This is a genomic window from Nocardia sp. NPDC059240 (genome assembly GCF_042753865.1).
Taxonomy (GTDB): domain Bacteria; phylum Actinomycetota; class Actinomycetes; order Mycobacteriales; family Mycobacteriaceae; genus Nocardia.
Window position 1 is genome coordinate 233,765 of the sequence record NZ_JBHZAC010000012.1, and the last position, 26,638, is coordinate 260,402.

Annotated in this window: 24 protein-coding genes; 14 read left to right on the top strand and 10 right to left on the bottom strand. The window is 64.9% G+C overall.

Annotated features, from left to right (window positions below; all coding sequences use genetic code 11):
• Positions 1-46: 46 nt before the first annotated feature.
• The 3 genes from ACFXHA_RS36315 to ACFXHA_RS36325 are packed head-to-tail and all read right to left on the bottom strand — an operon-like array spanning position 47 to position 2,812.
• Complete coding sequence (locus tag ACFXHA_RS36315; protein ID WP_379364325.1) at positions 47-1,099, bottom strand: ABC transporter substrate-binding protein; 1,053 nt, start codon at positions 1,097-1,099, stop codon at positions 47-49.
• Between the two features lie 2 nt (positions 1,100-1,101).
• Positions 1,102-1,992, bottom strand: a complete 891-nt coding sequence (locus ACFXHA_RS36320; RefSeq protein WP_379364327.1) for an ABC transporter permease — start codon at positions 1,990-1,992, stop codon at positions 1,102-1,104.
• Entirely contained in the window at positions 1,982-2,812 is an 831-nt protein-coding gene (locus ACFXHA_RS36325; RefSeq protein WP_379364329.1) for an ABC transporter ATP-binding protein, read from the bottom strand. Before ACFXHA_RS36325 ends, ACFXHA_RS36320 begins: the two co-directional genes overlap by 11 nt.
• Before the next feature lie 161 nt (positions 2,813-2,973).
• Here ACFXHA_RS36325 and ACFXHA_RS36330 point away from each other — a divergent pair, with 161 nt between their 5' ends.
• The 3 genes from ACFXHA_RS36330 to ACFXHA_RS36340 all read left to right on the top strand — a co-directional run bounded on the left by ACFXHA_RS36330 (position 2,974) and on the right by ACFXHA_RS36340 (position 5,971).
• The gene (locus ACFXHA_RS36330) at positions 2,974-4,752 is read left to right on the top strand and encodes an ATP-binding protein (RefSeq protein ID WP_379364331.1); all 1,779 of its coding nucleotides are present in this window, start codon (positions 2,974-2,976) and stop codon (positions 4,750-4,752) included.
• A complete protein-coding gene (locus tag ACFXHA_RS36335) occupies positions 4,734-5,417 on the top strand; it encodes a response regulator (RefSeq protein ID WP_379364333.1) in 684 nt (227 codons plus the stop codon). The genes ACFXHA_RS36330 and ACFXHA_RS36335 overlap by 19 nt, the downstream gene beginning before the upstream one ends.
• Positions 5,418-5,572: 155 nt before the next feature.
• Positions 5,573-5,971 (top strand): VOC family protein, encoded by a 399-nt coding sequence (locus ACFXHA_RS36340; protein WP_379364395.1) that lies wholly within the window; start codon positions 5,573-5,575, stop codon positions 5,969-5,971.
• 26 nt (positions 5,972-5,997) lie between these two features.
• Here ACFXHA_RS36340 and ACFXHA_RS36345 read toward each other — a convergent pair whose 3' ends face one another.
• Together ACFXHA_RS36345 and ACFXHA_RS36350 are read right to left on the bottom strand one after the other, a co-directional pair.
• Positions 5,998-6,615: a class I SAM-dependent methyltransferase gene (locus tag ACFXHA_RS36345; protein ID WP_379364335.1), complete on the bottom strand. Its 618-nt coding sequence runs from the start codon at positions 6,613-6,615 to the stop codon at positions 5,998-6,000.
• A gap of 68 nt (positions 6,616-6,683) precedes the next feature.
• Complete coding sequence (locus tag ACFXHA_RS36350) at positions 6,684-8,075, bottom strand: alpha/beta hydrolase family protein (protein ID WP_379364337.1); 1,392 nt, start codon at positions 8,073-8,075, stop codon at positions 6,684-6,686.
• A gap of 180 nt (positions 8,076-8,255) precedes the next feature.
• Between ACFXHA_RS36350 and ACFXHA_RS36355 the strand changes: the two genes are divergently transcribed.
• From ACFXHA_RS36355 to ACFXHA_RS36385, 7 genes are all read left to right on the top strand, one after another.
• Positions 8,256-9,530 carry a serine hydrolase domain-containing protein gene (locus ACFXHA_RS36355; RefSeq protein ID WP_379364339.1) on the top strand — a complete coding sequence of 425 codons (1,275 nt, stop codon included), beginning with the start codon at positions 8,256-8,258 and terminating at the stop codon, positions 9,528-9,530.
• A gap of 114 nt (positions 9,531-9,644) precedes the next feature.
• Entirely contained in the window at positions 9,645-13,196 is a 3,552-nt protein-coding gene (gene dnaE, locus ACFXHA_RS36360; protein WP_379364341.1) for a DNA polymerase III subunit alpha, read from the top strand.
• A gap of 81 nt (positions 13,197-13,277) precedes the next feature.
• Positions 13,278-14,441: a beta-mannosidase gene (locus tag ACFXHA_RS36365; RefSeq protein WP_379364343.1), complete on the top strand. Its 1,164-nt coding sequence runs from the start codon at positions 13,278-13,280 to the stop codon at positions 14,439-14,441.
• Positions 14,442-14,582: 141 nt separating this feature from the next.
• Positions 14,583-15,428, top strand: a complete 846-nt coding sequence (locus tag ACFXHA_RS36370) for a MerR family transcriptional regulator (RefSeq protein WP_379364345.1) — start codon at positions 14,583-14,585, stop codon at positions 15,426-15,428.
• Complete coding sequence (locus ACFXHA_RS36375) at positions 15,425-15,751, top strand: hypothetical protein (protein WP_379364346.1); 327 nt, start codon at positions 15,425-15,427, stop codon at positions 15,749-15,751. The genes ACFXHA_RS36370 and ACFXHA_RS36375 overlap by 4 nt, the downstream gene beginning before the upstream one ends.
• Before the next feature lie 32 nt (positions 15,752-15,783).
• Positions 15,784-16,311 (top strand): hypothetical protein, encoded by a 528-nt coding sequence (locus ACFXHA_RS36380; RefSeq protein ID WP_379364348.1) that lies wholly within the window; start codon positions 15,784-15,786, stop codon positions 16,309-16,311.
• 152 nt (positions 16,312-16,463) lie between these two features.
• Positions 16,464-16,838, top strand: coding sequence for a hypothetical protein (locus tag ACFXHA_RS36385; protein ID WP_379364350.1), 375 nt, complete (start codon positions 16,464-16,466; stop codon positions 16,836-16,838).
• Positions 16,839-16,855: 17 nt separating this feature from the next.
• Here ACFXHA_RS36385 and ACFXHA_RS36390 read toward each other — a convergent pair whose 3' ends face one another.
• Together ACFXHA_RS36390 and ACFXHA_RS36395 are read right to left on the bottom strand one after the other, a co-directional pair.
• A complete protein-coding gene (locus ACFXHA_RS36390) occupies positions 16,856-17,722 on the bottom strand; it encodes a hypothetical protein (protein ID WP_379364352.1) in 867 nt (288 codons plus the stop codon).
• Positions 17,723-17,804: 82 nt separating this feature from the next.
• A complete protein-coding gene (locus tag ACFXHA_RS36395; protein ID WP_379364353.1) occupies positions 17,805-19,055 on the bottom strand; it encodes an MFS transporter in 1,251 nt (416 codons plus the stop codon).
• A 139-nt stretch (positions 19,056-19,194) separates the two neighbouring features.
• Here ACFXHA_RS36395 and ACFXHA_RS36400 point away from each other — a divergent pair, with 139 nt between their 5' ends.
• Complete coding sequence (locus ACFXHA_RS36400) at positions 19,195-19,959, top strand: class I SAM-dependent DNA methyltransferase (protein ID WP_379364355.1); 765 nt, start codon at positions 19,195-19,197, stop codon at positions 19,957-19,959.
• A 183-nt stretch (positions 19,960-20,142) separates the two neighbouring features.
• On the opposite strand, the gene ACFXHA_RS36405 is transcribed toward ACFXHA_RS36400, so the two are convergent.
• Complete coding sequence (locus ACFXHA_RS36405; RefSeq protein WP_379364357.1) at positions 20,143-21,333, bottom strand: nuclease-related domain-containing protein; 1,191 nt, start codon at positions 21,331-21,333, stop codon at positions 20,143-20,145.
• A gap of 935 nt (positions 21,334-22,268) precedes the next feature.
• On the opposite strand from ACFXHA_RS36405, the gene ACFXHA_RS36410 reads away from it, so the two are divergent.
• Positions 22,269-22,811 (top strand): SMI1/KNR4 family protein, encoded by a 543-nt coding sequence (locus ACFXHA_RS36410; RefSeq protein ID WP_379364359.1) that lies wholly within the window; start codon positions 22,269-22,271, stop codon positions 22,809-22,811.
• Positions 22,812-23,054: 243 nt separating this feature from the next.
• On the opposite strand, the gene ACFXHA_RS36415 is transcribed toward ACFXHA_RS36410, so the two are convergent.
• Together ACFXHA_RS36415 and ACFXHA_RS36420 are read right to left on the bottom strand one after the other, a co-directional pair.
• Entirely contained in the window at positions 23,055-23,363 is a 309-nt protein-coding gene (locus tag ACFXHA_RS36415; RefSeq protein WP_379364361.1) for a hypothetical protein, read from the bottom strand.
• A gap of 656 nt (positions 23,364-24,019) precedes the next feature.
• On the bottom strand, positions 24,020-24,532 hold the full coding sequence (locus ACFXHA_RS36420) for a hypothetical protein (RefSeq protein WP_379364363.1): 513 nt from the start codon (positions 24,530-24,532) through the stop codon (positions 24,020-24,022).
• A 398-nt stretch (positions 24,533-24,930) separates the two neighbouring features.
• Here ACFXHA_RS36420 and ACFXHA_RS36425 point away from each other — a divergent pair, with 398 nt between their 5' ends.
• Together ACFXHA_RS36425 and ACFXHA_RS36430 are read left to right on the top strand one after the other, a co-directional pair.
• Complete coding sequence (locus ACFXHA_RS36425) at positions 24,931-26,175, top strand: tetratricopeptide repeat protein (RefSeq protein ID WP_379364365.1); 1,245 nt, start codon at positions 24,931-24,933, stop codon at positions 26,173-26,175.
• A 226-nt stretch (positions 26,176-26,401) separates the two neighbouring features.
• Positions 26,402-26,599 carry a hypothetical protein gene (locus ACFXHA_RS36430; RefSeq protein ID WP_379364367.1) on the top strand — a complete coding sequence of 66 codons (198 nt, stop codon included), beginning with the start codon at positions 26,402-26,404 and terminating at the stop codon, positions 26,597-26,599.
• Positions 26,600-26,638: the final 39 nt, after the last annotated feature.

Below are 26,638 nucleotides of genomic sequence, written 5' to 3' on the forward strand. Positions count from 1 at the left end.
CGAAACCGCACACCCCTCATGCGATGTGCGGTTCCACCGGGGCCGGTCAGGGTTTGCGTGCGCCCTGGGCCTTCTCCACGAACTCGTTGGTGTAGGTGGCATTCAGATCGATGCGGTCCTGCACCGGGGAGACGTTGCGCGAGTACTGCCCGAGAATGCGCAGCACGTTCTCCGCGCCTTCGCGTTTCATCAGACCGTCACCGTTGAACATGCTGATCGAGTCGGTGATGGACTTGACGTAGAGCTTCGGATCCCCGCCCGCGTACTGCGACGGCATCTTGGCGGCGATCTCCTCCGGCGTGTGGGTCTTGATCCACTGCAGGGTCTGCACGAACGAGTTCGCCAGCTTCTGCACGATGTCCGGATGGCTGGCGACGGTCTCGCAGCGCATGTAGAGCGAGGCGGCAGGGTAGAGGCCGCCGAGCGCCGCGCGGGTGCCCTGCTCATTGCGCATGTCCAGCAGGATCTTCGCGTCGCCGGTGCTGACCATCTTGGCGACGGTCGGATCGGTGGTCATGCCCGCGTCGATGCCGTTGTGGTTCATGCCCGCGATGAAGGTCTGTCCGGCACCGACTTTCACCCGCGTGTAGTCGGAGGTCTTCAGTCCGGCCTGCCCGGCGAGGGCCTGGGTGAGGAAGTCGGTGGAGGAGCCCAGCGACGTGACGCCGAGATTGCGGCCCTTGAAGTCCGCGGGGGACTTGATCGATTCGGCGTCGTGCTTGGAGACCAGTTCGACTTCGCCTGGGACATCGGCGAATTGGACCACGGTCTTCAGGCACTGATCCTTGGCCTGCAGGTCGATGGTGTGATCGTAGAAGCCGACCACGGCCTGCACGTCGCCGGTGAGCAGCGCGGTCTCGGCGGTGGCGCCGGACTGCTCGCCCAGCAGTTGGACGTCGATGTCGTTGGCCTTGAAGAAGCCCAGCTTCTCGGTCAGCATGGCCGGCAGATAGATGACCTTCTCCAGGCCGCCCACCATGATGGTGATCTGCGGCCGCCCGTTCTTGTCGGGAATGGCGCGGGAGTCGCGGCAGCCGGTCACCAGCAGCAGCGAGCTGATCGCGAGCAGGATGACGGCAATATGCTTGCGGTACTTCATGCTCAGATCCCGCCGTGGCCCGCGGACGCCTGCGACGGACGCCATTTCAGCAGCCGGTTCTCGGCGATGCCGATCAGCCATTCCGCCACCAGTGCCACGACCGTGATGATGATCATGCCCGCGTAGATGCCCGCGGCGTCGAAGGTGCCCTGCGCATTGCTGATCAACAGGCCCAAACCCTTGCTGGCCCCGGCGTATTCACCGACCACCGCGCCGATCAGCGCGAAGCCGAAGGCGGTGTGCAGCGAGGACAGGATCCAGGTGGTGGCGCTGGGCAGCACGATGGAGCCGAGCACCTGACGGCGGCCGGCACCCAGGATGCGGGCATTGTTGATGACATTGCCGTCGACCTCGCGAGCACCGGTGAAGGCGTTGAAGAACACCGCGAAGAACACCAGCACCACGACCGTCGCCACCTTGGACTGCAAGCCGAGACCGAACCAGATGATGAACAGCGAGGCCAGCACGATGCGCGGAACCGCGTTGAGCGCCTTGATGAACGGGGCCAGCACGTCCGCCCAGTAGCGGGAGCGGCCCAGCAGCACACCCAGCACCACACCGGCGACGGTGCCGATGACGAAGCCGAGCACGGCCTCCTGCACGGTGGTGTACAGCTGCAGCCAGATGGAGCCGAATTGCGTGCCCTGGCTGAACCATTCGACCAGGCGGTCCCAGATGAGCGACGGCTTGGAGTAGAAGAACGGGTCGATCCAGTAGGTGGCGGTGAGCTGCCATGAGCCCAGCCACGCGACGACGATCAGGGCGCGCAGGCCCCAGGTGCGGATCTGGTGCTTGCGGGCGTTCGAGCGGACCCGGGACAGGATCTGCTCCTCGGTCTCCACCTCGAATTCCGGTGAAGTAGCGGCTGTTTCCTTCAAGACATCAAGCGACACGAGTCGCTCCCTTCGAGCGAGCCGCCTCGACCTGATCGCGCAGCGTTTCCCAGATTTCCTTGTAGAGGTCGCGGAATTCCTCGGTGAGCCGCACCTCCTCGACATTGCGCGGCCGATCCAGGGTGACCTTGAAATCGCCGCAGACGGTGGCGGGGGAGGCGGTCATGACGACGACCCGATCGGCGAGGGCGATGGCCTCCTCCAGATCGTGGGTCACGAAGATGACCGCCGCGTTCGTACCCGACCAGACGCGAAGCAACTCGTCCTGCATGAGCTGGCGGGTCTGCACGTCGAGCGCGCTGAAAGGCTCGTCCATGAGGATGATCTCGGGATCGTTGACCAGCGTCTGTGCCAGCGACACCCGCTTGCGCATGCCGCCGGAGAGCTGATGCGGGTAGTAGTTCTCGAACCCGGCCAGCCCGACCGTGCGCACCCAGCGCGCCGCCGCCTCGCGGGCCGCCGCCTTGGGAATGCCCCGGAACTTCGGGCCCAGCGCCACATTGTCGATGACCGACTTCCAGGGCAGCACCGCGTCCTGCTGGAACATGTAGCCGACGCCGTCGGGGATGCCGCGAACATCGGTGCCGCGCACCAGGGTTCGACCGGCCGAGGCGGGCTCCAGGCCGGAGACCAGCGACAGCGTGGTCGACTTGCCGCAGCCGGTGGGCCCGACGACGGCGACGAATTCGCCTGCGGCGACGCTGAAGTTGAGATCGCGCACCGCGGTGTGGATGCCGCCGTTGTTGCCCGGGAACCGCTTGGTCGCACCGCGCAGTTCGATCAAAGGCGCGCTATCGCCGCCAGTGGTCGTTGTGCTCATTACCGCTCCTGTTTCCAGTGCCGCTGCTGCGGCGTTGGACAGAAGCTACGTGTGCCGGGTCACACTCGGTCCAGTTGTGCGCGCAAGTCACACAACTGACGATTCGCCTGTTTTGCGCATTCTGCTCATGCGTTTGCGGAGGGTTGTCTACACTGTCGGCCGTGCTCTCGCTCGGCCCCCGCTCCGTCCGGCTCCGGACCCAGATCCTGCTGTTGCAGATCGCCGTGGTGGGCTTGGCGCTCGGATTGGCCTTCGGCGTCTTCGCGTACGTGAGCGGCCAGCGACTCTCCGGCGAGTACGGCCAGCGGGCCCTGGCCATCGCCCGCACCGTCGCCTCCGACCCGGATGTCCGCGCGGAGGTCGCGCGCTACGCCGGAACCCCGCTGAAGCCGGGACCGCAGTTGAAGGACGAACTCGCGCGCGGCGATCTCGAGCACCTCGCCGACGATGCCCGCCTGCGCACCGACGCGCTGTTCGTGGTGATCACCGACGATGCCGGCCTGCGGCTCGCCCATCCCGACCACGATCGCCTCGGCGAAATGGTCAGCACCGACCCGACGAAGGCATTGGGCGGCACCGAGTACGTGATCCAGGAACACGGGACGCTGGGGGAGTCGGTGCGCGCCAAGGTGCCGGTCTTCGCGCCCAATGGCGAATCCGTGGTCGGCGAAGTGTCCGTGGGTATTTCGACCGCCGCGGTGCGCGACCAACTCCTCAACGATCTGCGCCGCGCGGGCCTGCTGATCGGCGGCGCACTGTTGGCGGGCATTGCCGGATCGGTTTTGCTGGCACGTCGCTGGCACGGCCTGACCCTGGGTTTGGAGCCCTCGGATCTGGCCGATCTGGTCCGCGAACAGGATGCGGTCCTGCACGGCATCGGCGAGGGCGTGGTCGCCGTCGACGCGAAATGGCGCATCACCGTCGTCAATGACGAGGCCCGCCGCCTGCTCGCCATCGACCCCGCTCCCGGCAGCGAACTCGACGCCATCGGCCTGACTCCCCGTGTCCTGCAAGCCTTCCGCTCCGCAGACGGCCACCCGGTCCAGGCCGCCGTCGGCGACCGCATAGTCGTGGTGACGGCCCGCGCCGTCACCCGCGACCACCGCCCCCTCGGTGCGGTCCTGTCCGTCCGCGACCGCACCGACGTCGAATCCCTCACCCGCCAACTGGATGCGGTCTCCACCATGAGCACCGTCCTGCGCGCCCAACGCCACGAATTCGCCAACCGCCTCCACCTCCTCTCCGGCCTCCTCCACACCGGCCGCCCCGACGAAGCCACCCGCTACCTCGAAGACCTCCTGGGCTCCGGCCCCCTCGGCGCCACCCTCCCCGGCATAGACACCATCCGAGACCCCTACCTGCAAGCCTTCCTCTCCGCCAAGGCGGCCCACGCCCGCGAACAAGGCGTCCACCTCCGCCTCGGCCCCAACACTTGGGTAGACGCCAACCTCGCCGCCCCCGTCGACGTCACCACCGTCCTGGGAAATCTGATCGACAACGCCATCGACGCGGCAGCGACTGGCACAGCCGCAGCGGGCGGCGCCGCGACAGACGGGGCCGCGACCGGCGGGGCTGCGGCGGACGGGGCTGCGACCGGCGGGTTGGCCGTCGACGGGCCGGTGGTCGAGGTGGAATTGGTGCGGGAGGGGGAGACACTGCATATCGCGGTGGTCGACAGTGGGCCGGGCATTGCGCCGGAGTTGGTGGATTCGGTGTTCTCCGAGGGGGTTTCGACCAAGTCCGGGGGCGGTGTGGGTGGTCGCGGGCTGGGGCTGGCGTTGTCGCGGCAGGTGGCGCGTGTGCGAGATGGGGATGTGCGGTTGGCGGATCCGGGGGGCGGCGCGGTGGGGGCCGAGAAGAGTTTGCGGGGTGCGGAATTCATTGCCCGGATGCCGGGTGTCTTGACCGAGGAGGAGCCCGCGTGGGCGGAGGAGAGCTGAGCGTGCTGGTCGTCGACGACGACTTTCGCGTGGCCAATATGCATGCCGGAATCGTGTCGGCGTTGCCGGGATTCACGGTGACGGCAACGGTGAACAGTGTGGCCGCCGCGCGGGCCGCGATTGCCGGGAACGCCTTCGACCTGGCGCTGGTGGACGTCTATCTGCCCGACGGGTCGGGCGTAGATCTGGTCAGGGAGATTCGGTTCGACGCCATGATGCTCACTGCCGCAACGGAATCGGCGACCATTCGGGCCGCGCTGTCGGCCGGGGCGCTCGGGTATCTGGTGAAACCGTTCGACCATGCAGCGCTCGCTGCCCGGCTGGCGGGCTATGCCCGATATCGCCGACTGTTGGCGGTCCCGGAGGTGACGGCCGGTGACGTGGATGCGGCGCTGGCTGCACTGCGCCCGGCGGCGGCCCCGGCCGGGGCGGCGGTCACCGGTGGGTCGGCGGCGGCCTCGCCTACCAAAGATCTTGTGCTGCAAGCCGTCCGCGCGTCGGACGTCCCCATGTCGGCCGCTCAGATCTCGGCGACCATCGGGATCTCGCGTGCCACCGCGCAGCGCTACCTGGCGAGCCTGGTCGGCGTGGGTGATCTGCGGATGCAACTGCGCTACGGCAGCACCGGCCGCCCCGAACAGGAGTACTCCGCGCCCCGCCGATAGTGCGATCCGCTCCAGCGGATCCGGCTGTGACGGTTCGCACAGGGCGCTTGGCGAATTCGCGGGGGATTGGTTAACGTCGATCGCGTGGCGGTGCTCCTGTCGGCCGACTTGTACCGGTCCAGGGTCGGGATCGTCACGAGTACAGGAGAATTCCTATCACTGTTCAGTTCAATCACACCATTGTCGCGTGCACGGACAATCGAGTCTCCGCCGAATTCTGGGCGGACATTCTCGGGGTGGAGGTGGGCAAGCCGTACGGGCCGTTCATCCCGGTCACCGTCGGCAATGGCGTCACCTTCGACTTCGCCGGTCTGCCACCGGGTTTCGAGGGCGAACCGCAACCCCAGCACTACGCCTTCCTGGTGTCCGAGGAAGAATTCGATGCCGCCTACGACAAGATCAAGCGGTACGGCCTGACCTATTGGGCCGATCCGCGTCAGCAGGGCGTAAACGTGATCAATCACAATGACGGCGGCCGCGGGATCTATTTCCTCGACCCCGTCGGCCACTATATGGAGCTGATCACCGTCCCGTACGGCGGCTGGCCCCAATAGGTTTCACGTGCCCACCGCTGTGAACCTCACGCGGCCACCGCGATTCCCAGATTGAGCGCGCCCCACGGTTTCGGAGCGTCCTGCTGGTAATAGCGGTCGATGTCGCGGATCTCGAAACCCGCGGATTCGACCAGGCCGCGAATATCGCGGTTGAGGTGGCAGCCACCGGCCAGCGCCTTCTGCATCGGGTTCAACCGGTGCTGCCACTTCGCCACACCGAGATCCGGTGCGAGGCCGTGCTCGACGAAATGAAAAGTGCCGCCGGGCACCAATACCCGGCGCACCTCGGCGAGCGCGGTCTCGACATCGGGGATGGTGCACAGCGTCCAGGTCGAGAGTGCCGCATCGAAACTGTCATCCTCGAACGGCAACTGCTGTCCGTCCAGGCCGGAGCGTTCCACCGGAACCGGCGACGCGGCCACCCGCTCGGCGGCCATCCGCCACCCGAGGTCGGCCGGTTCCACCGCGCTCACCGATTTCACCGTGTCCGGATAGAACGGCACATTGCGCCCGGACCCGAATCCGATCTCGACGACCCGCCCGTGCAGGCCGGCACAGACCCGCTCCCGCTCGGGATTCATCATCCTGGACCCGCAACACTTGTCGACCAGCCGGGGTAGCACCCGATCTTCGTAAATTCCCACGCCATCCACTCTTCCAACCGCGGCGCCCGCGCGCCACGTGCAATCGGTCGGTGCGGGCGAGAGCGAGCTCAGTGGTTCGGCGGGAAGCGCTGGGTCAGCCAGTCGGTGACGAAGCTCAGCACCTGCGGGTCGATGGTGGTCTCGATACCGGCGTATTCGGACGGCGCACCGGTGTTGGCGGGCTGCATGAGGTGGTTGAGGCCGTCGAAGACGTGCACGGTGGCGTCGGGATCGGCGGCGAGCAGGGTGCGTGCGGGGCCTTCGTTCTGGGCGGTGGGGACCTGCAGGTCTTTGCTGCCGTAGAAGGCGAGTACCGGTACTCGCAGCGCCGACAGTGCGGGCGCGGGATCGTAGGTGACGAGGGCGGCCATATACGGCGTGACCAGTTGGTCGATGGCGGCGTCGGTGAGTTTGCGCTCGGCCGGCAGCGTGTCGTTGTGCTGGTGCGCGAACTGCTTGGCGGCGGCCAGATCTCCGCTGCGGATGATGGCGTTCAGGCCGTCGACGAAGGTGACCTGCTCGTCGATCTGCTCCTGGGTCGCGCCGCCCGCGGCCATGATCAGCTTGTTCTGCTCGGTGAGGATGTCGTAGCCGGGAACCGACGGTCCGGCCATCAGGATTTCGAAGGCGACACCGCTGTCGGGGCGCATGGCATAGAGCGGTGCGAGGTAGCCGCCCTCGCTGTGCCCGAGCAAACCGATCCGGTTGCCGTCGATCTCGGAACGACCGTGCAGGAAGGTCATTCCGGCGGCGATATCGTCGGTCAGGACCTGATAGTCGGCGGTGTCGAGCTTGCCGCCGGTCTTGCCGATGCCACGCTTGTCGGTCCGCAACACCGCGTAGCCCGCACGCGTGAGAGTGTCCGCGAGCAGCAGGAACGGCTTGTGGTCCAGGATCTCCTCATTGCGGTCGTTGGGCCCGCTGCCATTGATCAGCACCACGGTCGGGAACGGTCCGCCGGTATTCGGCTCGGTCAGCGTGCCCGCGATGGTGATGTCCCCGCTGGGATAGCTGACGTCCTCGGACTTGTACGGGTACGGCGGTTTCGGTTCCTGCGGGCGGGCCGGGCCTTCGACCTTGCCGCGGGTCATGTTCAGCGGGAAACTCTTGCCGGACTGGGTGAACTGGCCCTTGATGCTGTCGGAACCCTTGTCGTACTTGCCCTGATAGGTCGGATTGCCGGGCACTTTAGCCAGTGCCCACGCGACCTTGTCGTTGCCGGTCTGCACGCCGCTGAGCTGCGCGTCCACCACGCCCTGCGCGGGAATGGTGATGGTGCCCGCGTCCGCGCCGGTGAAACTGACGCCCAGCGCGACCGGCTTGTCCGGGATCTCGATGCTGCCGTGCCAATCCCCGCTCACCCCCGTGGGTGGCGAATCGTGCTTCGGCGACGAACATCCGGCCACCACCAGGGCGACCACGACGAGCACGGCTGGCAGCAACGACCGCGGCGTACGCATGCGCCCCAGCGTACGCAGCATGATCGAGGACACGCCGCAACCCGCTCCGATCTCGGTAAACGCCGTCGCGATAACGCCCGGGTCTCCACCCGGACACTCGAAATAACCACTGGGCCAACGGGAATAACTCTGTCGGTGTCGTCATTGCCCTGGTGACCGGGCGGCTCGTACCGTGGGTGGGTGAGCAATGTCGCTTCCTCCCCACTGCCGGGCAGCCCCGGGCTCGTGGATCTCCCCACCTCGGTGGGCGGGTTCGCGGCCGCCGAATTCGGCCCGCTGGTACGGACTTTCGCACGCATGGTCGGCGGTCATCCGGGCGCGGGCGGGTCGCTCACCGTGCATCTGCGCGGCGAACCGCTGGTCGAGATGTGGACCGGCGAGGCGGCGCCCGGGCGGGCCTGGGACGCCGATACCGGCTCCATCATCTTCTCCGCCACCAAAGGCATTGCGGCCACCGTCATCCACCGGCTCGCCGACCGGGGGCTGATCGACTACGACGCACCGGTCGCCTTCTACTGGCCGGAGTTCGCGGCCAATGGCAAGGAACGAATCACGGTGCGGGAGGTGCTGTCCCACCGTGCCGGCCTCTACGGGCTGCCCGCCATCGCGCGCGGGCTCGACGACATCCTCGATCACCGCATGATGGAGGAGCATCTGGCGGCCGCGAAACCGGATCACCTGCTGGGCATTCCGACCTATCACGCGCTGACCTTCGGCTGGTTGCTGGCGGGGCTGGCGCGGGCGGTCACCGGGCGGGGGATGGCGGAGTTGTTCCGCACCGAGATCGCCGAGCCGCTGGGCGCGGAGGGCATCCACCTGGGTAAGCCGCCGGCGGGGTCGCCCACCAGTGCGGCTGTGCTGCAGGGCAACAAGCTTTCGATGGTCGGGACCAATTACATCTCCTTGGCGCTGGGGCACGCCTATTCGCTGCCCGGCGCGCTGGGGGCGGCGGCTCGGGCGTTGTTCCTGCCCGGTCTCGATCAACTGCTGGAAGGCGATACGCCGCCGATCCTGGACACCGAACTGGGTGCGGGCAACGGTGTCTGCACGGCCACCGGGCTGGCCACCATGTACGGCGCGCTCGCCAACGAGGGCATGCACGGGGGCTACCGGTTCCTGTCGCCGGAGACCATCAAGGCCATGCGGCACGTCGAGACCTACCGGCTCGATCACGCGCTGTTCTACATCCCCATGATGTGGCACATGGGTTATCACTCCCTGCCGGTTCCCGGGGCCCGCGCGGGCTTCGGGCACATCGGATTGGGCGGATCGTTCGGCTGGGCCGATCCGCGCACGGGACTGTCGGTCGGATTCGTGCACAACCGTCTCGGAATCGGTGCGGCGAGTCTGGACCAGATCGCGTCGGCATGGGTGCTGCCGCTGGTGGTGCGGGGCGCTCACGCGGCGCGTCGCACCACTACCCATGTTGAGCCGGCGGCCGCTTCGGTGGCATAGCTCGCAGGTCTCCGCGTGACGCTCAACACGACACGCGGAGCCCGCCACGCCGATCTTGCGGACCGCCCCCGCGTGCCTTCGAAACCTGTCGTGGGTGACGCTTAGTATGTTCGGGTGTCAGCCTCGTCGGGATCATTCGTCCATCTCCACAACCACACCGAGTACTCGATGCTCGACGGCGCGGCGAAGATCACGCCCTTGTTCAAAGAGGCGACCAGGCTGGGCATGACCGCGGTCGGCATGTCCGACCACGGCAATATGTACGGTGCGTCCGAGTTCTACAACTCCGCCAAGAAGCAGGGCATCAAGCCCATCATCGGCATCGAGGCGTACATCGCACCGGAGTCCCGGTTCAACACCAAGCGCGTGCTGTGGGGCGACCCGTCGCAGAAGAGCGATGACGTCTCCGGTTCGGGTTCCTACACCCACATGACCATGGTCGCGGAGAACGCGACCGGTCTGCGCAACCTGTTCAAGCTGTCCTCGCTGGCCTCGATCGAGGGTCAGCTCGGCAAGTGGGCGCGCATGGACGCCGACATCATCGCCGAGCACGCCGAGGGCATCATCGCCACCACCGGCTGCCCCTCGGGCGAGGTGCAGACGCGGCTGCGGCTGGGCCACGAGCGCGAGGCCCTGGAGGCCGCCGCGAAGTGGCAGGAGATCTTCGGCCCGGAGAACTTCTTCCTCGAGGTGATGGACCATGGCCTGTCCATCGAACGCCGGGTGCGCGAGGGCCTGCTCAATGTCGGCAAGCAGCTGGGCATTCCGGCGCTGGCCACCAACGACTGCCACTACGTGCACGAGCACGATTCCGGCAATCACGAAGCGCTGCTGTGCATTCAGACCGGCAAGACGCTCTCGGACCCGACCCGCTTCAAGTTCGACGGCTCCGGCTACTACCTGAAGTCCGCCGAGGAGATGCGGGCCATCTGGGACGCGGAAGTGCCCGGCGCGTGCGACAACACGGTGCTGATCGGTGAGCGCGTGCAGTCCTACGACGACGTCTGGGAGCACCGCGACCGGATGCCGATCTTCCCGGTGCCCGAGGGTGAGACGCAGGGCAGCTGGCTGCGCAAGGAGGTCCTCAAGGGCCTGGATCGGCGCTTCCCGAACGGTGTTCCGGGCGATTACCTCACGCGCGCCGACTACGAGATCGGCGTCATCAACGAGATGGGCTTCCCGGCCTACTTCCTGATCGTCGCCGACCTCATCACCTACGCGCGCTCGGTCGGCATCAATGTCGGTCCGGGTCGTGGTTCGGCGGCAGGTTCGCTGGTCGCCTACTCGATGGGCATCACCAATATCGACCCGATCCCGCACGGTCTGCTGTTCGAACGATTCCTCAATCCCGAGCGCGTGTCCATGCCCGATATCGATATCGACTTCGACGATCGCCGCCGCGGTGAAATGGTCCGCTACGCCACCGAGAAGTGGGGTACCGACCGGGTCGCCCAGGTGATCACCTTCGGTACGATTAAAACCAAGGCGGCACTGAAGGACTCGGCGCGAGTCCAGTTCGGCCAGCCGGGTTTTGCTATCGCGGACCAGATTTCGAAGGCGCTGCCGCCGCCGATCATGGCCAAGGACATTCCGCTGTCGGGCATCATGGATCCCGAGCATGAGCGGTACAAGGAAGCCGCGGAAGTTCGCGAGCTCATCAATACCAATCCGGACGTCAACAAGATCTACGAAACCGCGCGTGGTCTCGAAGGTCTGATCCGTAATGCCGGTGTGCACGCGTGTGCCGTGATTATGTCGTCCGAGCCGCTGACCGACGCGATCCCGGTGTGGAAGCGCGCGCAGGACGGCGCGATCATCACCGGCTGGGATTACCCGTCGTGTGAGGCCATCGGCCTGTTGAAGATGGACTTCCTGGGTCTGCGCAACCTCACGGTCATCGGTGACGCGCTGGTCAATATCAAGAACAACCGCGGCATCGAACTCGACCTCGACACGCTGCCGCTGGAAGACCCGGCCACCTACGAACTGCTCGCCCGCGGTGACACCCTCGGCGTGTTCCAGCTCGATGGTGGCGCCATGCGAGATCTGCTGCGCCGCATGATCCCCACCGGCTTCGAGGACATCGTCGCCGTGCTCGCGCTGTATCGCCCCGGCCCCATGGGCATGAACGCGCACAACGATTACGCGGACCGTAAGAACGCGCGCCAAGAGGTGAAGCCGATTCACCCGGAGCTCGAGGAGCCGCTGAAGGAAATCCTGCGTGATACCTACGGCCTGATCGTGTATCAGGAGCAGATCATGCAGATCGCGCAGAAGGTGGCCGGGTACTCGCTCGGTCGAGCCGATATTCTGCGCCGCGCCATGGGTAAGAAGAAGGCGTCGATCCTGGAAGCCGAATACGAAGGCTTCGAGGAAGGCATGGTGCAGAACGGCTTCTCCAAGCCCGCCGTGAAGGCGTTGTGGGACACCATTCTTCCGTTCGCCGGTTACGCGTTCAACAAGTCGCATGCCGCCGGATACGGTCTGGTGTCGTTCTGGACCGCGTACCTGAAGGCGAATTACCCCGCCGAATACATGGCCGGTCTGCTCACCTCCGTCGGTGACGACAAGGACAAGGCCGCCGTCTATCTGGCCGACTGCCGCCGCCTGGGCATTCAGGTGCTGCCGCCCGACGTCAACGAGTCCGAACTCGAATTCGCCTCGGTCGGAGGCGACATTCGCTTCGGCATGGGCGCGGTGCGCAATGTCGGCGCGAACGTGGTGGCCTCGATCATTTCGGCGCGCAAGGAGAAGTCGAAGTTCACCGACTTCTCCGACTACCTGAACAAGATCGACGCCGTCGCCTGCACCAAGAAGGTCACGGAATCTCTCATCAAGGCAGGCGCTTTCGACTCGCTCGGCCATCCCCGCAAGGGCTTGCTGCTGGTGCACTCCGACGCCATCGACGCGTGCATGTCCACCAAGAAGGCCGAGGCGATCGGCCAGTTCGACCTCTTCGGCGGCCTGGACGAGGGTGACGACTCGCTCGCCAGCGTCTTCAATGTGAAGGTCCCCGACGAGGAATGGGAGACCAAGCACAAGCTCGCCTTGGAGCGGGAAATGCTGGGCCTCTACGTGTCCGGGCATCCGCTCAACGGTGTCGAGCACGTGCTGTCGGCGCAGTCGGACACCAATATTCCGACCATCCTCGAGGGCGATATCAAGGACGGTGCGCAGGTCACCATCGGCGGCATCTTCGCCAATGTGACCCGGCGCGTGAACAAGAACGGTCTGCCCTGGGCTTCGGCGCAGCTCGAGGATCTCACCGGTGGCATCGAGGTGCTGTTCTTCCCGCAGTCCTACTCGGTGTACGGCATGGATGTCACCGAGGACGCCATCGTGCTGGTCAAGGCCCGCGTCAGCGCCCGCGACGACCGCATCTCGCTGATCGCCAACGACCTTGTCGTCCCGGACCTTTCGTCCATCGGCGTGGACAAGCCGCTGTCGGTGGTCATCCCGACCCGCCTGTGCACGCCCGACAAGATCGGTGAACTCAAGCGGGTGCTGTCGCGGCATCCGGGCACCGCGGACGTGACCATCAAGCATGTCGGTTCCCGCGAGCGCACCACCCTGCTCAAGGTCGCCGACAACCTCCGCGTCTCCCCGTCCTCGGCTCTCATGGGTGACCTGAAGGCGCTGCTCGGCCCCGGCTGCCTCGGCAGCTGACGCCACCCCGGTCCTCCTCGCGAGGACCGGCGGGTCGTCGCCTCCCCGAGGTTGGGTGTCGGCCGCAGTAGGGTGCGGATCATGGTGGGTGTGCTGCGAGTTCGCTGGTTCGGGCCGCTGCTGGCCGCGGTGCTGATCGCCGCCTCCACCGGATGCGGGGGTAACGGGCCGCATCATGTGGTGACCACCTCGGCCCCGCAGGCGGCGGCGAGTGCCCCGTCGGCTCCGGCATCGGTCACGATGCATGCGGGTCAGTTGCTGCTGGACGGGAAGCCCTGGTGGCCGGCCGGATTCAACGGGCCGCAGCTGACCACCGACTATGCGATCAACTACGGCTGCGGCGCCGAAGTGGATCTGGACGCGTACTTCCGCAAACTGCCGCCGCACGCCTTGACCCGATTCGCCATGTTCCAGGCGCTGGCGATCAACAAGAACAGCGGCAAACTCGACTTCACCGCCGCCGACCGGGTTTTCGCGGCGGCCGAGAAATACGGCCAACCGGTGCTGCCGGTGCTCGGCGCGCAAACCGGCGATTGTGGCGACGAGATCTTCAAACAGCGCGACTGGTACGTGGACGGCTGGACCAAGGTCAACCAGGTACCGGGCCGATCCATCATGAGCTTCCGCGACTGGGTGCACACCGCCGTCGACCGCTGGCGCAGCTCCCCGGTGCTGGTGGGCTGGGAACTGATGGGCGAACCGGAACCCAGCGTCTGCCGCGGCTCCCAGTGCGATCTCCGATTCCGCACCTGTCCCAAGGACTCTCCGCAAGTCCTGCGCACCTTCATGGACGAGGCAGGCAAAATCGTGCGCGCCCTGGACCCCAACCGTTTGATCTACGCGGGCTACGTCGGCGGCAGCCAATGCGGCATCGCCGGCGACGCCTTCGCCTACGTCAGCGCCTCCCCGAACATCGACGTCGTCGAATACCACGACTACGACGAGGACGCCGTCCCCCTCCCCGGCGGCCCCACCCACGGCCTGGCCCGCCGCCTCGACCAATCCCGCACCCTCCAAAAGCCCTTACTGGTAGCCGAAATCGGCGAATACGCCGGATCCTGCCTCCCCTTGAACGACCGCCGCGACCTCATGGACCACCGCATCTCAGGCCAGCGAGCCGCCGGCACCGCCGGCGCCCTGATCTGGGCCTTCGTCCCCGACCCCCGCCTCGACGAATGCACCTACGACGTAGGCCCCGACGACCCCCTCTGGACCCTGGTAGCAGCCGACACCACCCTCGGCTGACCATGAATCGCTCAGCAGAACGGCACGCCCACGGACCCGTCCAGGCTGGTGCGGAAGAGGTTTCGGCTTGCTCCTGACGTAGCGTCAGGTCCTAGCGTCGGTGGGGCCGGCGCGAGGTGCGGTGGTGGACGTGGGAAACGGATGGGCGGGACGGGGATCGGGCAGATGTGGAAGGTCGGTGAGCTTGCGGCCCAGGCCGGGTTGACGGTTCGGACGTTGCATCATTACGACCGCATCGGTTTGGTGCGGCCGGCCGGGCGCACCAGCAGTGGCCACCGGCTCTACATCGAGGCCGATGTTCAGCGCCTGTATCAGGTTCTGGCATTGCGCCAGCTCGGGCTGGGATTGGACCAGATCGCGAAAGTGCTTGCGGGCACGGTGGATATGGCGCGTGTGCTGGCCGCGCATCGCGATTACCTGGCCGCACAGCTGACGGCGACACAGGACCTACACGCCCTGGTCGCGACGCTGGCGGCAACGGCGGAGAACCGCCCCGACATCTCCGTGAACCACTTCCTGGGACTGATCAGGAGGACAGTCATGGTCGACGACACAGTCGAGAACTACTTCACAGAGGCGAATGCCAAGGCCTTCACCACCCTCTACCTGGCACAGCTCACAGCCCGCCAAAGCACGCTGGCGCTGTGGTACGCCGAGAATGCGCAACTCACGGTCGAAGACACTCCGTACCTAGGCCCGACAACGATCCTCGAGCAGCTCGCCCGATTCCCCCAAACCGGCTACAACGCCAACGCCATCCACGTCCAATCGAACGCCGATGTCTCAGCGCTCCTACGGATTACCGGCACCCTCACCGGCGCCCCCGACACTCCTACGTTCGAAGCATCATTCACCCTGACCAGATCCTCACCAACCGCCGCCTACCTCATCACCGCCCAAACCTTCCAGATCCAACCGCCGACGGCCGAAGCCCGGTCGAAGTGCCCAAGTTCGGCGCACGGATCCGGTCAGGAGCAAAACCGTTGATCGGCAACATGATCTACGCACACATCTCCGGCGTGCGGGAACGCATCCTCGGAATGCCCGAGCAGAAGAACATCCCCACCCAGTGCTTCAACGAACTCCTCGAGCACTACCTCAGCATCGGTTGGCAGCCCACCTACGAGTACGCCGGCCCCGACGCCTGGATAGATTACGGCCGAGTCCACCTCAAACGCGGCAACAACGTCCTACGGTTCCGCTGGACCAACTACGACGAGGGCAGCGTCGCCGGTCGCCGTACCGACCTCGAAGACATCACCCGCCACATCCACGAGAAATGCGGCCCGCAAGCCGCTTCCGCCGACTGACAAGCGACCCACCCAACCCCCAAATTCTCGGAATGGTTGCGGCCAGCCGCCCCACCCACCCCGACCGATCCGGTCAGCGCAATCAGCCGATTGACACCTCGTCGAACTCGCGTCGAGCGGTCACGCGACCTAAGTTCGACGCGGTGGACATCGTTACCGAATCCGCCCCGTACACGGTGCCTTGTATCGACTGCGGCTCCCCGACACAGTCCACACTCACCGAAGCGCTGGTAGGCGAAGATCACCGATGGGATATCGACGGGCAATGCTCGGCATGTGGCGCCATCTGGGCGGACTGTGGCTATCAGCAACCACACCCGGACTTTCGTGAAGCCATCCTGGCCGCAAACAGAACTACCGTCCTCGAACTCGGATCAGTTGACGTACCGGCGGCTACGTTGATGCGAGCACTACGCCTGACCCGGTCCCTGTCGCTGACAGCAGCCAAAGCGCTGGCCGCGGATCTACGCACGACCGGCTTGAAAGGTACGCGTGTTGAGATGGAGCTCATCGCGCGCCAACTCCACGCGATGGGCGTGCACACGAGAAAGTCGAAATGACGCGGTCAGCGGCAGATGATGTGCGTTTCGTGCGATCGGGTCGTTCCCGGGCGCGCGGTCGGACCTCCGGCATGATTTGCCTCATGCCAACCGTTTTCGGCCAGTCGGAAGAATCTGAACCACGTCCGGGCTTCGCCCCGGAGTGCCGCCTTGTGCCCGAGTCGAAGCGATACGCGTTGAAGGCAATTCACGATCTCCACTACGACGGTGACCTCACCATCGCCATCCAAGGCCCGGGTTCCTCGCGCGCCAATGTCCTGTTCCGTCGACCGGTGGGGTTCCGGGTGCTGGACGAAGGGGACCTCACCGAATACTGGAACACATACAGTCAGCCCAACGGCTGGTTGTGGGAAGTGCTCCGAGGCGGCTGGCTCGACCTGGAACGGCGCCGCCCCTACTTCTTCACCGGCGAGCACAAGGACCTTCGCGAGTACTTCGTGGTGGACGAGGACTGCATCAACGTGCTCGCCTGGGAACCCCCTGAAATCATCGACCTTGGAACCGATCCCACGACAGCCAAGCCTTGACGCTGCACTCGGTGACGTCAGATCGAATGACCGAAACCAGTGGAGCCTTCCAGTAAACGGTTGAAATTGGCGGTATCGGCGTTGGCGATCTCTGTGGCAGCGCTGACGTATGCGGCGAACTCGACTGGATAGCAAGATGATTCGAGGGGGAACGCAGTCTGGATGCGACGCCTGGTGTCCAGGTCATCGCAGGCCACAAAGATCCGCATACAGGCTCGCCAGAATCGGGGCCATAGATCGCCCACAGGAGTCGTGGCAAGTTCTGGTTCCCGGTGCGAGCGCAGGTAGCTCCGGACCTCCGAAGCCGTACGCGCGCCTGCGGCAACCGCGGCACGCCGAAGCCTGCGCAGCTCGACTGGTTCCCAGCAGCGCACCCAATACGCCGCTTGCGCAGCGTTTTCGAGAAGTTGGAGATCCTGACGCTCGTCCTCGAGGGTCGCGATCAGCTTCTGCAGGACCGCGCGACGCCCAATAGCAGCGATGAGTGGATAGACGAGCTGACTCGTCGTCCCGTCATCGAGCAGCAGCACCGCGAAGATCTCCTCAGATCTCGCCGCCGTCCACTCGGGCCGTTCAGTGAGCGTGACACCAAGCTGGAGCCGCGCGCTTTCGATCAGCTCATACCGCCGTGAGACCTCGCTGTCCTCCGCCCGGTTCAGCACGATCGGCCGCCGCCAATCCGAATCCGCCGCAGCCAGCAAACGATCAATTCGGCCTAGCAGCTCATCCTCGCTCACCCCTACACCCTTCTGTTTTCGTCTCGCCAGGACGAGCCGGCAACACCTGCTCCCGCCCATCGGCATGTACGTGCGATCCACCACCATCGGATGGCCTGGCCCCTTGATCTTCCAGCCGGTGGCGCCGCCCGGTTCGATCAGCGCCATCAGCGGCAATGTAGGACGTTCCGTCGGCCTCAGATCGGCACGGCCGCTTGATCTTCGCGACACGCGGCATAGAACCCGATGGTCAGGGCAAATCTGTTCTCTGTGTTTGCTGCCACGGCAGCAGTAGCGAGCTCGCCATTAGCGTTAGTGCGACGGCGGAGATCGCGCCGCGGGTGCCGATGACGGTGGCCAGGACACCGCCGACAGTGATGAAGGCAGGTTGGCAGGTCTTGGCGCTGACCGACCAGGCCGTGCCGACGCGAGCCATGTAGGGGTCGGCGGTTGCGTTCATTCGGTAGGTGGTGAACACGGGATTGAACACCCCGGCGCACAACAGCAGCGCGGTGTCAGCGGCGGTGATGACGAGCAGGCCGACGGTACCGGGGTGGGCGAGAAGCATCATCGGAAGCCAGCAGGTGCGCGCGGTGCCGGCGCCGAGTAGCACAGCGCGAGATCCGAAGCGGGACACCAACGCAGGTGTGCACAGCGATCCCGCCAGTCCTCCGAGGGTAGGCAGGCCCAGCGCCAATCCGTATTGCCACGCTGTGAAGTGCAGATCCCGCAGCATGAACACGGCCAACAACGGGCCGCTGGCTATCACCGCGCCACCGAAGACCATGGCGTTGCCGAACAGCCGCGCCAGGAGGGGATCAGCGAGTAGGTAGGACCAGCCGCTACGGATCTCCGATGCCCAATGATTGTTGTGCCGCTGGTGTTCGGGTGCTGGTTCGGGAGTGGTGACGGTGCGCAGGACGAGTGCGGCTCCGAGATAGCTGAGGGCGTCGATGAGTACGGTGATCGTGGCACCGGCCGCCGAGATGAGAGCGCCGCCCAGCGGGGTACCGATCGTGGATACTGTCCAGAACGCCGTCTCCATTCGGCTGTTGGCGCGGACGCGGATCGGCTCCGGCACCAGGGATTTCACGTACGCGCCATTGGCGGCGTTGAACACAATCGCGCTCACCGTGCCGAGCACCGCCACCACGCACAACAGTGGGTAGGTCAGTGCGTCCAGCCAGGCAGTGATCGGCACCGACATGAGGGCGGTGAACGACACCAGATTCGTGGCGATCATGACCGGGCGTTTACGCCGCAGCTCCACCCACGGCCCCATTGGCAATGCGATACCTGCGGCCACCACACCTGAGACGGCTACCAGCGCCGTGACCTGAAGTGCTGACGCCTGAACGACCAGGATCGCGATCAGTGGTAGGGCCCCGGTACCCACTGCGCTGCCGAGTTGGCTGACCACCGTAGCGCTCCAGAGCCGATAGAAATCCGTCGGCAGTCGCATCGGTCCGTCGACGCTCGGGTGGTTGGAGTCGGCGCACACCCGGCCACGGTAGGCCGTATGCCCCGCTGGCCGGTTCGATCAGCGCGATCAGTGGTGGGGGCTCAGCTGATTTCGTGTCCTCAGTCAGGACTGCCGCAAACAGGTTGATCGATGCGCCGGTGCAGGGCAAGCTTTGGCGGTGACGAACAGTTCCGAGGATCTACGTTTGTGGAACACCGCCGCCACCGCCTACACCGCAACGGTGTCTGGACCCTCCGATAGCTTCTATCGGCGGATGCACGGGTTCTTGTGGTCTCGACTGGGTCCAGTCGACGATCTCGACATATTGGACCTGGGGTGCGGGCACGGGTGGCTCGCCGAACAGATACGACAGGCGGGAGCCCGCGTCACAGGCATCGACGGTAGCCAGGCGCTGCTGACCGCCGCCCGATCGGACTATCCCGAGATCGACTTCCACCAGTACGATCTCACCCTCGGACTGCCTGACCCTGCTCGCCGATACGACAGAATCGTCGCGCACATGGTCTTGATGGACGTCCCGGTCCTGGACCGCCTGTTCGCCGATGTCGCCACGGCGTTGCCGGACACAGGTGTGTTCGTGTTCTCGATTCTGCATCCGGCCTTCTTCAACCATGAGATCGTCGACGACGACTCCGGCAGGGAACGCTATCGCAAGGTCACCGGCTATCTGGAGCAGGAAACGCGCTGGATCGAGTCCTTCGGCGGGCACCGCCACTACCATCGCCCGCTGTCGTGGTACGCGGAACAACTGACCGCCCATGGTCTGGTCATAACCGGTATCCATGAGCCACTTTCCCTGCCGCACAATGACAGTCCGGAGACCGAGTGGACGGACTACCAAAGGTGGTTCAGCACCATTCCCACGATGCTGGCGATGTCGTGCGCTCCCGCACAGCGGACAGCGGATCTGCGGGACGGCTGATGCTTCGGTCTCGCCGCCCGAGTCGGTGAACTCAGCAGCAGGAGGATTCACGAAAATCGGCAATACAGGACGTTCGGCTAGCGACGTGGCATTGGGCCAAGCTGGAGGTTCGTCAGTGTGGCTAAAGGTGAATCACTATGTGGTGCAAGAGGATGAGGGCGTTCTACATCCGGGCGACGACGTTCAACAGTTCGGTTGGAAGGGATAGCAGGTCTTCGGGCCCGGTGGTGTGGATTGTTCGGCGGGCGCGGTGTTCGGTCGTTGCGGTGTGGCGGCCGCGGATTGGCTGGTCTGGATGGTGGTCCCGGTGTTGTGGGGTGTGGCGCGGTCGCTGTGGTGCACAAACAGCCACAGCCCGCTCCCGATCAGCAGCAGCATCAGCAGGGTGCTGAAACCCTGGACAGCAGAACGTCCGCTGCGCCCACGCGCCCGCGGTCGGCTGCGGCGTGACCTATTGCCGCGGGAGGATGGGATGAATGGTGGCGGTGTGGGTGATTCGTAGTCGAATCCGTATGTGAAGGTGGGGTCGTTTTGTCGCCGGGTGACGGCGGGGATGTCTTCGGACGGCCGCCACGGCTGTGTCAATCGCCGACGCGGTGCCCGCGCTGGGTTGGGGGGAATCGGGTCATCGAAGACGGAGGATTGCACGATGTGCGTGTCCTCGTGGTCCGGCCACGGCTTGTTGAGTGGGCTGGAGCGTAAGGAGCGCACTACCGCGCTCGGGGGTGCGTCGGAGGCGAAACCTTCGGCGGCCAACTCTGCTTGGGTGACCGCATCGGCGAAGTTCAGCGCGCCCAGCAGGGCATAGACCTGTTCGGCGTTCCATACGCACGGCCGGCCCTTGGCATGCTGGTGGAACCACGAACGCAGCCCCGACAAGGTTCCGACTTCGACATTGATGCCCTGGGGCAACGTCGACGCCGCGATCGTCAGCGTGTGCCCTGGCCAGGGCATCACCAGCACCAGGCCCAGGACGAAAGGCTTGCCGATGTTGGTGCGTTCGGCGAGCGCCTTCAGGTTGAAAGTGCTGTCGCTGACCTGGTCCAAAGGATTGGTGTCGCCCTGGCGCACATATACAGGGCTGCGGTCGGGAATGGAGGGCAGTGACCAGCGGCCGTTGGCAGGGCACACCATCTCGCCACCGACACCCGATTTGACGAGTCCTTTGACCTCGACGACTACCCAGAATCTGGGGGTGATGATGACCAGGTCGGCCTCGGTGGTGTGGTGGTGGCCGGGGCGGCGGTCGGGGATCTGGCATCCGGAGATCGCGACTCCGCCGATCGTGAACGTGTCATTCCAGCTGCGTAGCCAGTCCAGTACGATCTTCTCGGTCGGCGGAATCCTGCGTCTGTCCCCGTTGATGACCAGCATCTTGCGTCCGCCCCTGCTCGCGTGGTGGCGCTGAAATCAGCGTCCTCTCAACACGATATCCAGGCGTTCCGACAGTTCCGGCGATTCCTCGCACTCTCGCGGTCAGCGAATCATGTTGCGACTCAGGGAGAAACGATCATCCGGCGTGCGAGCGCGGGCCGGTTGCCGATCATCGCGGAACTCGGGTCGGTCTCGCCGGAATCGGCGGATTTCGTGAAGAGGTTGTTCGGCTCCGGAACGCGACGTGAGGTGTGAGCAGGGTGTTTGACGTGCAGATACTCGCCGCCGATACGGTCGAGTTCCGAACCGGAATAGCATCACCGTCAAAGAGCAAGTAGCGCTTGAGGGCTGGTGAGAGGCCCGCGAGTTGACTGAGCCCCGTCCGGCTGCCGGACGGGGCTCAGTCGTTGTGCGGGTGTTCGGTGTGCCTGGCGGTGAGCGGGTTTGGCCGTTTCGAACCGCTCACTATGCGGCAAGACAGTGCGTTTCGAGACGAGCCCTACGGAGCGCGCCGCGCCGGTGATGCATACGCAGTTGACGAGCACCGCTCAGGCAAGATCGAGGAATACGACCCGGGCTTTGCAGAGCAGAAGGGAACAGCGTGTGATTTCGCGGCGAGCTTTCCTGCTGGCCAGTGGAGTTTGCCTGGCCCTTGTCATCGTCGGACTCGCGCTGCCCAGACTGGTCACGGCGGGGCCCACCGGCATAATCGGCTGGACGATAGCGATAGTCGCGCTCGTGTCCTGGTTCGTCTTTGCCGTCCTGAGGTCGCGCTCATCCGAACAGTGAGTCTCTGACTCCGAGCCCCAGCACCGCCGTTCGGCCAGCGCGGTCAGCGGCAGAAGCGTACGTTTCCGAGCTGGTCCAGGCGACGCCAGGGGCCAGAGCTGAACCACCTCGCCTTTTGTCTAATGCCGTTCATGCATGATTGATCAATGACCGACTGGCAGCGCAGGATGGCCGATCTATACCGGCTGCAACAACGCGCCGACGAGATCAACGGATTCGATCCACCGCCAGCTCCGGCGTCTTCTGGTGCGTCCGCAGAGGCTTTCGCTGCCGCTGAGCAGAGGCTGGGGGTGCGCTTCGACGACAGCTACCGTGAAGTGATGACGGTGGTCAACGGCTGGCCGCAATTTGCGGGAATGTGGGAGATCTTCGCGGTCGACGACCTCGGCACCGAGAACGGACCCTGGGCGCATGCCAACTACCTCGCCGACACCTGCATCGACAACACCGATGAGCCAGACGAATTCCTCCCGCCACCGAGCGGAACCACCCGCATACTGCTGGCCTCGGCCCGTAACATGCCGATGCACCTGGTCGCGATGATCTCGCAAACCCAGGCACAGGCCGCCAGTCTCTGCATCAGATTCGACAGCGGTGGTGATTACGAGTTCCCCGACTTCCAAGCGTGGCTCGACCACACCGAGAAGGCCGGACGCGAATTCATCGCCGACACCCTCGACCTGCGCTAACACATCGAGGACCAGCCGCCCGCGTATCCATCGCCGACGAATTCGGGGGCGTAGCAAGCTCGCTCATCGGCATTACCGCGCATTTCGGCTCGCTAGAGCCAGCCTGCCGCAGTGGGTGAGGGTGGGAAGTGTGCCGCGGTCGAGCCCGTTCCTACAGCGCACTACCCCTACCGCTTTGCAGTCCGGGCCTTCTCGGCCCTGGATCAGGCTTGGCTTGTGGCCTACCCCAATGCTCGGGCCATCTCAGTCTCGGGTCTCGCGGATTTCGAGCCAGTGCCCCGGCGCGAAGTATCGAATGTCCTCGTGTGTAGGCAAGACCTGAAGCACCCCGCTGTCGAGGAGCCTGAAGGTCCCGGCCTCGAAGGTCAGTTCCGTGGGCTGATTCTGGTGGGCGAGAGTCACGGTGAACGGCACGTCGGGTTCGTCGAGCAGGGTATCGCCGTCGCGGACCGTGACGTGGCCTTGGTCGTTCACTTCGAGAAGAACCGCGTCGTTGGAGTACGCGAATACGGACCCCAGAATGCGGCGCACCAACGTCTCGGCCTTATCCAAGGAATCGAGTCTGGCCAGGCATGTGTGTTCCGGACCCAGACTCCCATCTCCGTCTTGCCACCACTGGCCCGAGGGTGTCGTCAGATCCGCAATGACATCGGTGGTGCCCGCCGGTATCCCTGCGCCCGACACCTTCGAAGCTCGGATGCGAACGATCTGGTCTGCTCGCACCCACCCGTGCTCCCCGCCTGCCTCATGCCGTGCTCTGATCCACAGATTCCCCATCGCAACATTGTGGTCGGTGAATCGCTCTGCCGCAGTTGCTTTCTCGTAGATCCAGCCGCACGTGGCCGTGCAACTTCGTTGTGGAAGGCATGGCGGGGACGGCCTTCGTCGGTGCCGGGCGAACCGGCTGCTCATGGGCTGAGGTTGTTCGGCTCCGGAACGCGAGTGGTCGCGTGAGCAGGGTGTTTGACGTGCAGATATTGGAAGCGGGAGCAGTCGAGTTCCGAACCGGAATCGCATCACCCTCAAAGAGCAAGTAGCGCTTGAGGGCTGGTGAGAAGCCCGCGAGTTGACTGAGCCCCGTCCGGCAGCCGGACGGGGCTCAGTCGTTGTGCCGGGTTGCTTGGCGTGGCTGGCGGCGACCGGGTTTGGCCGTTTCGAACCGCGCGCTGTGCGCCGTGTGCGGATGTCGGCCGCGATACGTGGGTACCTCAGAAGCCGAAGGGTTCATTGAAGTCTGTATAGAACCCAAAGGGAACCAAGGGTAGGCGCAACTCGCGCCTAGCTGCTTCTAAGAAGGTCTCGAAGGCTACATGGGTAGGTCGGCGCAACTCGATCCACTGCTCCGCTGTCGTGATCTTCTTCGTCAGTGCTGCGTTGTACAGGCCAGCCATCGCCCGGTCGACGTTCGTAGCAGCTGAGACAACGTCGGGTGATCCGTGCAGCCAGACAACGCCTAGTGCGGTAGTCCACGAAGTCCATGCCTGACTTGAATTTGTGTCGATCGGCTGCTGCTCGATCAGTGAGGTGACCGGATCGTCGATGTTTTTCGCGGCGATACCCCATATGGCCCAGAGCACGGCGTCGTATCTCTCGATGAGACCGCCGTAGCTCAGGACCTTCTTGTCGCGTTTCCAGCGGGCGACCTCCGACCTTGTGTCCCACAGTCGTCCGGCGATCACTCCGAGTACGCCTGCAACAGCAGCGAATACAGCTGTGGTCATCACACGCCCCCACGATGACTCGTCTCATCAGACCAACGATCTCAAGGTTAGGTCCGCTCGGTGCTCACTTGCTGACAACTCAGAAACGATTCGACACTGCATGCCGGGTAGACGATTTCAGCCTGGTGATGTCTACAAGGCCAGCGAACAGCGTCGATGGTTGCTGCTCATCGGTATCACAGTGCATTCGGCCAGCCGCCGGTAAGCGGAGACTATCGGTGGCCAGAATGGGCCCGGCGAGTTCTGATGATCTTGAACTCTGCAAACCGGTCTATCTTCACAATCGATTAACCTTACAATCTAGACCTTGAGAGTTTAGAGTCGTTGGAAGCGTCCCTGGGTTACCAGGAAGCATCGATGCGCTTGAGCATGCGGGGAGTGAAAGGATGGGCGGAGACTTGGCCATTCGGTTGAGGCTGGGACCATTTGCCGAGGCGGCCGCCGACGACCCGCTCGGCCGCGAGTATGTCGGCTGGTTCCCCCGAATGACCGAAGCCGAAGCCTGGGAATCCGGACGCGGCATGTGGAAACTGGGCGGCCGCGCCCGCCGTGAACGCTTCGCCTTCGTTGTCGGTGGCGGCAACGTCTGTGCCATCGCCGAGATCGTCGATATCACGGACCGGAAGGATCGGTCCGCTCTGGTAGGCGGCTTGCTCGCGACCGGACACCCGGTCTACGACGCGTGGATCGGCAAGCCCGACCCGTTCGCCAATACCTCCCGCAACCCTGTCGCCTACGAGGCGCTCCCTGAAGAGGCGCCCTATCTCAAGCGTCAATGCTATTGCGGCTGTGGCGAATTCACGACCAGTGGCGACTTCCTGCCCGGACACGACGTGCGCGCCCTGCAAGACCGGGTACGGCTGTTCTTCGGCTCCTCGGCCAAGGACTTCCTCGACTGGTTCGACACCACCTTCGCCGACAACGGGGCAGGGGCGGCACCCCTATACGAGCTTGCGGAGCTTGCCAAAAGACGCGGTGACCTGACCGGGGCCGAGGATCTGTGGAATCGGGCCGCCGCCCTTGGCAGCGCCAAAGCCATGGCCAGTCTCGGAGTGCTGCACACCATATTCGGCAAAGATCCCCAGGATGGCGAGATGTGGTATCGCAGAGGTGCTGAGGCGGGCGATGTTACGGCCATGACCGGGCTCGGGGCCATGCTCTCGGCCCGCAGCGATATAGAAGGCGAGAGCTGGCTGATAAGAGCCGCCGACACAGGCTCGGCCGAGGCCATGTTCACGCTCGCGGAAATACTCCACAGTCGTGGCGACCACGCCGAGGCTAGATCCTGGTTCCTCCGCGCCGCCGACGCCGGTCACGTCCGCGCCATGGTCAGCCTCGGGGACTTGATCCTGAAACGTGGCGATGAACGCGAGGCCGTGGACTGGTACACCCAGGCCGCTGGACACGGTGATACCAGGGCGATGTTCAGGCTCGGTAACTATTACCTGAAGCGAGGCAGTGAGGAGCGAGCCAGGGGGTGGTTCCTGCAGGCCGCCGAGCACGATCACCCCGGGGCGATGTACGCGCTCGGGCTCATGCGCCGCCGCGCCGGCGACCAGGAGGCCGCGCAGTCATGGTGGCGTCGAGCCGCCGATCTCGGTCACCACCAAGCGATTGATGGGCTCAAAGGACTTTCCGCCTGAATGACGGCAAAGCGCCAGCGCCACACCGATTTCCGTTCACCCAGTGGGCGGAGAGAGGCGGCCCCTGCACCAGGCGTCCAAACCCGCAGGGGACCGCTCGACACCCGAAATCCGATCCAGACGAAAGGGCTCCAGGCAACTATGACACTACCCGCCTCGATACCGGAACCTCAGCAACTCCGGTACGCCTCACTCGCCCACCCCACGGGAAGGCCGTGAAGCCATCGTGAACAGAACCGTGCTGCTGTGCCTGCTGATCATCATCGCCTCTCTGGTGTCGACCCTGGTCGCCGTCACGGCCGCAATCCTGGTCAAACGCGCCGGAACCCGATGGGAACTCAGCCTCCTCACCGGAGGCGGCTCGTTCGCCGGGTCGCTTACGGTCCTACTACTGATCATCAACACCGTGGCCTCTGCGCACTAGAGCCACCACGACCGGAAGCCCTGAGTCAATGCTCAGGGC

Coding starts and splice junctions, on each gene's coding strand:
- ACFXHA_RS36370 (WP_379364345.1), top strand. CDS start 14,583: ATGGGCGGGACGGGGATCGGGCAGATGTGGAAGGTCGGTGAGCTTGCG.
- ACFXHA_RS36405 (WP_379364357.1), bottom strand. CDS start 21,333: ATGCTGGTCATCAACGGGGACAGACGCAGGATTCCGCCGACCGAGAAG.
- ACFXHA_RS36350 (WP_379364337.1), bottom strand. CDS start 8,075: ATGCGTACGCCGCGGTCGTTGCTGCCAGCCGTGCTCGTCGTGGTCGCC.
- ACFXHA_RS36365 (WP_379364343.1), top strand. CDS start 13,278: ATGGTGGGTGTGCTGCGAGTTCGCTGGTTCGGGCCGCTGCTGGCCGCG.
- ACFXHA_RS36420 (WP_379364363.1), bottom strand. CDS start 24,532: ATGACCACAGCTGTATTCGCTGCTGTTGCAGGCGTACTCGGAGTGATC.
- ACFXHA_RS36325 (WP_379364329.1), bottom strand. CDS start 2,812: ATGAGCACAACGACCACTGGCGGCGATAGCGCGCCTTTGATCGAACTG.
- ACFXHA_RS36315 (WP_379364325.1), bottom strand. CDS start 1,099: ATGAAGTACCGCAAGCATATTGCCGTCATCCTGCTCGCGATCAGCTCG.
- ACFXHA_RS36390 (WP_379364352.1), bottom strand. CDS start 17,722: ATGGCGCTGATCGAACCGGGCGGCGCCACCGGCTGGAAGATCAAGGGG.
- ACFXHA_RS36410 (WP_379364359.1), top strand. CDS start 22,269: ATGACCGACTGGCAGCGCAGGATGGCCGATCTATACCGGCTGCAACAA.
- ACFXHA_RS36380 (WP_379364348.1), top strand. CDS start 15,784: ATGGTTGCGGCCAGCCGCCCCACCCACCCCGACCGATCCGGTCAGCGC.